The following is a 6,603-nucleotide window of genomic DNA, read 5'->3' as shown; positions in this document are numbered from 1 at the left end:
CGCGCCGCCTCGCCAGCCTCGCTTTCAGCTGGACCGTTCCCGTCCCACCGCAGAAGGGATCCCGGCTGTTCCCGCGCCACCGCCCGTAGGGCTCACTCCTGAACCTGAACCCAGCCCAGAGCCCTCTCCGCAGCCTGTCCCCACTTCAACTCCCCAGCCTGTGGCTACACCTTTGCCGCGCGTCACCCCCATCCCCTTCCAGGAGCGGCGAGTGCGACAGCAGGGGTTGCGGCTTTTCCCGCCTGGGCTCCATAGCCCCTACTCGACGGATAACCTGTAGTACGATGGCGGCTCGAAGACTTGACTCTATGGGTAGTGTCTGAGATCCAAAATTTATCTTGATTTACTCTAAACTTGGGGCAGCCAAGACGATGGCTTTTCCTTGGGATCTGCCTTGGCTGGTTTGGGGTTGAGGCTCATTGACAACTCTCTCTGAAATCAGCCTCAAAAGGTTTCAGAAATGGATTAGCAGGCTGTTTGATACCTTGCCGGGCCAGCCTCTCCGATAGATTTCTACAGACAAAATAGGCATCTGTAGCGATGTAGAGTGTATCAAAAAACATGTTTCTTATCTCAGTACAATCTGGTTAACGATTGAGAGAGCATGACCGATCTTGCTTGCTTTTTTCTGTCCTATTGATTTAAGTTTTGAGTAACGGAATCGCCTTATTTTAGTAACATCTACCCGTAAATCGGCGAGCTGACAGAGGCCGGAACTGAGGAACCGCTGGCGGTAGCTCAAGGACAAGACTCAATAAATTTAGTGAATCAAATAGCCGCTGAAAGTCTGGATTTTAGGTTGCCAAAACCTTTACGGAAAGGCTTTTCTACTGGTATGAATAAAGTGCTGTTTGCAGCAAGGTCGGCTTCGTACTGTGGGAAGCAAGCTTGATGCGACAGCAGAAGCGAAGATTCTGACAGGGCATCAACTTATGGTGTGGGGTTTGATATGGCGGAGAATCTTGAGCTGCAAGACGCAGTGGGGCGTTTTTTAAAAATCATTGGGCGCTACTCGTTGCTCACCGCTGAGGAAGAACTGCATCTGGCCCACCAAGTGCAGCGGATGATGGCCCTTCTGGAGCAGCGGCGGCAGCACGAGTCGCTGGAGGATTGGAGCCGACGGCTGGGGATCCCTTTAGAGGAGCTGCAGCAGATCCTGCGGCAGGGGGAAGCGGCCAAAAAGCGCATGGTGGAATGCAACCTGCGCCTGGTGGTGTCGATTGCCAAGCGCTACCGCAACCGCGGCTTGCCGTTCCTGGATCTGATTCAAGAGGGCACCATTGGCCTCACCCGCGCCGTGGAAAAATTTGATCCCACGCGGGGGTACAAGTTCTCCACCTACGCCACCTGGTGGATCCGGCAGAGCGTGAACCGCGGCATCCAAAACAAAGGGCGCCTGATCCGGCTGCCCGCCCACATGTACGAGAAGGTCTCCCAGGTGAAGCGGCGCTACCGCGAGCTGTCCGCTGAGAAGGGATCCCGGCCTGCCGCAGAGGAAGTTTTCGATTCGCTGGATATTGGCGACAACTACCGCGAACTGATCACCCGCCACATGGCCGAGATCCGATCCCTTAATGTAGGGGTAGGCGACGAGGACGGCACCGAGCTGCAGCACTTTATCCCTGACGAGGACAACGATCCCATCGAACATCTGAATCGGGTTGCCCATTGCGAGGAAGTGCGCGCCCTGGTGAGCCAACTGAGCGAACGCGAGCAGCAGGTAATTGTGGCCCGCTATGGGCTGGATGGGTCGAAGGGCCTGACGTTGCGGGAGATTGGGGAGCACATCGGTCTTTCGCGGGAGCGAGTCCGGCAAATTGAGCGGCGGGCCCTGCGGAAATTGCGGCGGCTACAGCAGGAATACTCCACCCCCAAGGCCGGCAGACAGCTCAACTCCCCAAGCTAACTGGAGCCTGCCCTCTGTAGAACGGCTTCTTCACCACTTCAGCAGGACGGCGCTGGCCCCGAATCTCAATCTCTAGCTGGGATCCCACCTTAGCCCAAGTTGAATCCACATATCCCAGGCCGATGCCATAGCCCAAAGTGGGAGAATGGGTGCCGCTGGTTACCCGGCCGATCGGCTCAGGGGAGTTGGGAGCGTAGATGGCATAGCCGCGGCGGGGAATGGCTCGCTCCAACAGCCGAAACCCCACCAGACGGCGCGGGATCCCTTGCTGGCGTTGGCTTTCGAGGGCAGGCTTGCCGATGTAGTCCCCTGGATTGCTGACCAACCAGCCCAGGTCGGCTTCCAGGGGGGTGGTGCTCTCATCTATGTCTTGCCCGTAGAGACAGAAAGCGGCCTCCAGGCGCAGCGTATCGCGGCAGCCCAGTCCACAAGGCTGTACCCCCGCCTGCACCAGTTGCTCCCAGAGCCAAAGCCCGTCGGCAGGGCCGAGCAGGAGCTCAAAGCCATCCTCTCCGGTGTAGCCGGTGCGGGCCACAAAGACCCCTGCCCCTGAGGATCTCTCTTTTCGAGTCGCAAACTGCCCGTGTTGAAACCGGCGCAAAGCCCTCAGGGATCCCGCCAAAAAAGGCTGCAAAACCTCTTCGGCTGCCGGCCCCTGCACCGCCAGCAACACCTGAGACTCGGTGTGATCTTGAAGTTCCAGGCCGGGGATCCCCTGCTGATGGAGCCACTCCCAGTCCTTTTGGCGGGTGGCCGCGTTGACGATCAGGCTCCAGTGCTCCAGCTCGCCTTCTGGTGGGTGCCGGTAGAAGATGACATCGTCCACAATGCCCCCTAGGGGGTTTAGCAAAACCGTGTAGCGAGCGGATCCCACCGCCACAGCGCCCAGATCGCTGGGCACCAGACGGCTGAGGTGGGATCCCAGCTCCGGCCCCCAGAGGTCGAACTTGCCCATGTGGGAGATGTCGAAGACGCCTGCCCGCTCCCGCACCGCCCGATGCTCGGCCACCACCCCCTGATACTGCAGCGGCATTTCCCAGCCGGCAAAGGAGACAAACCGCGCCCCCAAGGCTTGGTGCAGGGGAAACAGGGGGGTGCGTTGCAGGGGAGTTGAGCTCATCCACGGATCTCTAGGAGTCAAGGACTAGAATAAACGCAACGTCGCCCATTTCTTGGAGCTCGTCCCATGCGTCTTCTCCACACCATGATCCGCGTTGGCAACCTAGAGCGCTCCTTGCAGTTCTACTGTGACGTTCTGGGGATGCACTTGCTCCGCAAAAAAGACTACCCCAGCGGGGAGTTCACGCTGGCCTACGTGGGCTATGGCGACGAATCGGAAACGGCGGTGCTCGAGCTAACCTACAACTGGGGTACCGACCACTACGAGCTGGGCAACGGCTACGGCCACATCGCCATCGGCGTCGAGGATATCTACAGCACCTGTGAGGCTATCAAAGCCCGCGGCGGCAAAGTGGTGCGCGAGCCCGGGCCCATGAAACACGGCAGCACCGTGATCGCCTTTGTCGAGGATCCCGATGGCTACAAAATCGAGCTGATCCAGATGGGATCCCTGCAGGAGCAGGGTGCCGCCCCCGAAAGAACAGCTGCCGCCTCTGCCTAAACTTGCCAGAAGCGGATCCCCCACCTAGTTGGCGGATCCCCCCACCGTCAACTGGCCCAAGACGTTGATGTCGAAGGTGAAGTTGATCGTCACCGAGTTGCCTTCATAGGCCTCAGGCAGGGGCAAAAAGGGCGCCGCCCGCTGAATTGCTGTCAGCGCTGCGTCGTCGGTTTGTTGGCTGCCGGAAGTGCGGGCCAGGCGAATGCTCTGCAGCTCGCCCCCCCGGCCCACTGTAAAGATCACCACTGTGCGGCGGGAGGTGCCGGTCTGGCCAGGGATCCAATTCTGCTCCACTTTGCGTTGCAGAGCTGCCAGCCAAGGGCCCCAGTCCACATTGGCCCGCGCCGCCACGCTGGGGGGGTTGGGAGCCGATTGGGTGGGGTTGGCCAAGCCGCTGGCTCCTCTGCCCTGGATCCCGGCCCCATCACTGGGAGCGGAAGCGCTGAGGGGCGGCCCCAACTGGGAAGCATCGGAGGGCCGCTCGGCAGGGAGAACCTCCGTCGGCGGTTGGGGAGCAGGCGCAACAGGCTGCAATTGGCTGGGATCCGAGTCCCGCTCCCTGGGCTGCACGGGTAGAGGCTCGGCAGTGGGGGGGCGGGTGGGAGCCGGCGGAGCAGGGGGAGCAGCCGCCACCGGTGGCGGAGTCTGGGTGGGAGTGGGCCGAGGAGGAGCCGGAGGCGCAGTTGGCGTAGGGGGTGGGGTAGATCGAGGAGTGGCCAGAGCAACTTCCGCCGGAGCAGGGGGTGGAACAGGGGCAGGCGGCTGCGGTTGCGGCGGCTGGGGTTGCGGCGGAGGAGGTGGGGGAGCCTCCTGGCGAGGAGCAGCCTGGGATTGGGGTGGACTGCCCTGAGAAGGGGGGGCTTCCGCCCGCTCGCCCCCATCGCGGGAATCCACTTCCGAAACCAGCTCTGCTTCTTCCGGCGGCTTGAGATCTTCTGGCTCTAGCAGGATAAACTCAATGGCCTCTTGTTCTTGCTGGCGAAGTGGCCAAAATCGACTCCAGTAGAGCAAGGCCAGCAGCGCCAGCACGTGCAGCAGCAAGGACAGCGCCACCATCCAAAAAAAGTCGCGCGCCTCTTCCTCGCGGCGGCGCTGTTCAACCCAGATGCTGGTCATGACCAAGCTTGCCCCTTCTTACAAACCTCTCAACACACCGAGTTCTCTTGCTGCAGACTCGGCCAAAGGACTCCGTCTCGCTGACGCAAGAGTGCTCCGCACTGCTGGCGCAAGCAGATTACACGCTAGCTAGTGTTATAGCATCCGAGCGGTTGGGCTTCCTGCGCAAAGGCGTACAGTCGGCATTCCACCTGGCAGCAGCCGTTCTAAAATCGCCTACCTTAGATAAAGAGCAGGGATCCCGATTTGCAGGAGAGCCCATGGAACCCATCTGCTTTCATCTGGCCTTTCCGGTTGCCGATCTTGCCTTGGCCAAGGCCTACTACGGCGAGGGCTTGGGCTGCGAGGTCGGTCGAGAAACCCCTGCCGCCGTCATCTTGAACCTGTATGGCCATCAACTGGTGGCCCACCTCACCCAGGAAAAGCTGACGCCCCAGCGGGGCATCTACCCCCGCCACTTTGGCCTGATCTTCCCTGCCCAGGCAGATTGGCAGGCGCTGGCCGAGCGGGCCCGCACGCGGGGATTGCTTTTCTATCAGGAGCCACGCTGGCGCTTTGTCGGCACCCCCCTGGAGCACGGCACCTTCTTTTTGCAGGATCCCTTCTACAACCTGCTGGAGTTTAAGTACTACCGCTACCCTGCCGCCATTTTTGGAGAGCGGGAATGGGCTTTGGTCGGGGATACTGCTTTCCATCCCTCAGGCCAACAGCTTCCGGATCGCTCTCCCAGCAGTGCGTAGCAAACGGGAGGAACACCTTGGCCACTCAACCCCTACACTCTAGCCCTGGGCGCGGCCCCATTTGGCAGATGGATTTCAACGCCGTCCCACTGCGGGATGGGCAGGGGCGGCGGGTTTGGGAGCTGCTGGTCTGCGATGCCAGCGGCCAGTTGCGCCAGGCCAAGTACTGCAGCAACCAAGAGGTCAATAGCACCTGGGTAGCCCAACAGTTGCGCGGCTATCTGGAGGCAGCCCCCCAGCCGCCTGCAGCCATTCGCGTCTTCCGAGCCCGCATGAGCTCCATCTTGCAGCGGGCCTGCAACGCCGCCGGGATCCCCATGCTGCCCAGCCGTCGGGTCTATGCCCTCAAGGCCTGGATGCGAGAGCGGGCAGAGCAGGTTTACCCCCAAGAAACCCAGTTCACCTACAGCCCTGAGCCCCCTGTAGAGCCGGAGCCGCCGGATCCCATCCCCCTGCCGGATAAGTTGCAGGGGGAGCGCTGGGCGTTCGTGACGCTGCGGGCCAGGGATCTGCGGGAAGCCGAGACCTGGCCAATGGAATTCGGCGAGCTGTTCCCGGTGAACTGGGAGGCCTGGGCGCCGGACACGATCATTCCCGGCTTGGTGATTGCCTCGCGGCGGGCTTTGCCCATAGCAGCTTGGCTGAGCGGTATGGAGCCTGCTTATTTGCATGTTGCCGAGGGACGGCTGCTGTTCGAGGCTGGCCTCAACGATTGCTATCTGTTTGCGCAATTAAAAGATGAAAAGCTGCGGGCGGAGGCAGAAGGCTTTGCCCAGCGACAACGCCAAGCCCAAGGGATCCATTTCCTTGCCATCCAGAGCGATTTCCGGGCCCAGTCCTTCGCCGGCTTTTGGCTGATGCAGTACCCTCTCTAGAACAGTTGTCGGCCTGTCTGCCCCGCCACTCGCTCCGCCCCAGTTGCCTGGGCAGCCCGCAAACCCTTGCGTGAATCCTCAGGCTAGCTATGTTTGCGAGGCAACACAAAAATGGTATCAACGCCTCTGCGAGCGCCTCGCCAAAACCCGCAAAGGCTGATTCTTTCGTTGACCCGCTCGATGCCTTGCGCCACAAGGCTTTCAGGCCTCTCACCCCCCCTCTTCGGGGCCCTTTTTTGCCACCTTCGACCGACCCCCTCGCAAATAGGCCTTGCATTCCTTGCCCTGCTTGGGTTTAATAGGGGTAGAGTTCCCCCTTCGGGGGGATCCCTAGAAATTGGAAAC

Annotated in this window: 6 protein-coding genes and 1 pseudogene; 5 read left to right on the top strand and 2 right to left on the bottom strand. The window is 60.8% G+C overall.

Annotation, left to right across the window (positions count from 1 at the left end):
* Positions 1-280, top strand: a pseudogene (locus SYN65AY6A5_RS14660) (hypothetical protein); the annotation flags it as partial.
* 669 nt (positions 281-949) lie between these two features.
* Positions 950-1,906: a sigma-70 family RNA polymerase sigma factor gene (locus tag SYN65AY6A5_RS05320; protein WP_011430106.1), complete on the top strand. Its 957-nt coding sequence runs from the start codon at positions 950-952 to the stop codon at positions 1,904-1,906.
* On the opposite strand, the gene gcvT is transcribed toward SYN65AY6A5_RS05320, so the two are convergent.
* The gene (gcvT, locus tag SYN65AY6A5_RS05315; protein ID WP_099812182.1) at positions 1,890-3,026 is read right to left on the bottom strand and encodes a glycine cleavage system aminomethyltransferase GcvT; all 1,137 of its coding nucleotides are present in this window, start codon (positions 3,024-3,026) and stop codon (positions 1,890-1,892) included. The genes SYN65AY6A5_RS05320 and gcvT overlap by 17 nt on opposite strands.
* Before the next feature lie 66 nt (positions 3,027-3,092).
* Between gcvT and gloA the strand changes: the two genes are divergently transcribed.
* Positions 3,093-3,527 (top strand): lactoylglutathione lyase, encoded by a 435-nt coding sequence (gene gloA / locus SYN65AY6A5_RS05310; RefSeq protein ID WP_011430108.1) that lies wholly within the window; start codon positions 3,093-3,095, stop codon positions 3,525-3,527.
* A 24-nt stretch (positions 3,528-3,551) separates the two neighbouring features.
* On the opposite strand, the gene SYN65AY6A5_RS14655 is transcribed toward gloA, so the two are convergent.
* Positions 3,552-4,643 carry a TonB family protein gene (locus tag SYN65AY6A5_RS14655; protein ID WP_099884041.1) on the bottom strand — a complete coding sequence of 364 codons (1,092 nt, stop codon included), beginning with the start codon at positions 4,641-4,643 and terminating at the stop codon, positions 3,552-3,554.
* A 260-nt stretch (positions 4,644-4,903) separates the two neighbouring features.
* Here SYN65AY6A5_RS14655 and SYN65AY6A5_RS05300 point away from each other — a divergent pair, with 260 nt between their 5' ends.
* Both SYN65AY6A5_RS05300 and SYN65AY6A5_RS05295 read left to right on the top strand, forming a co-directional pair.
* Positions 4,904-5,383 (top strand): VOC family protein, encoded by a 480-nt coding sequence (locus SYN65AY6A5_RS05300; protein ID WP_011430110.1) that lies wholly within the window; start codon positions 4,904-4,906, stop codon positions 5,381-5,383.
* Positions 5,384-5,400: 17 nt separating this feature from the next.
* A complete protein-coding gene (locus SYN65AY6A5_RS05295; protein WP_011430111.1) occupies positions 5,401-6,258 on the top strand; it encodes a Tab2/Atab2 family RNA-binding protein in 858 nt (285 codons plus the stop codon).
* Positions 6,259-6,603 lie beyond the last annotated feature (345 nt).

The sequence above is a fragment of the Synechococcus sp. 65AY6A5 genome, assembly GCF_002760415.1.
Lineage (GTDB): Bacteria > Cyanobacteriota > Cyanobacteriia > Thermostichales > Thermostichaceae > Thermostichus.
This window is presented reverse-complemented; position numbering and strand designations above follow the sequence as displayed.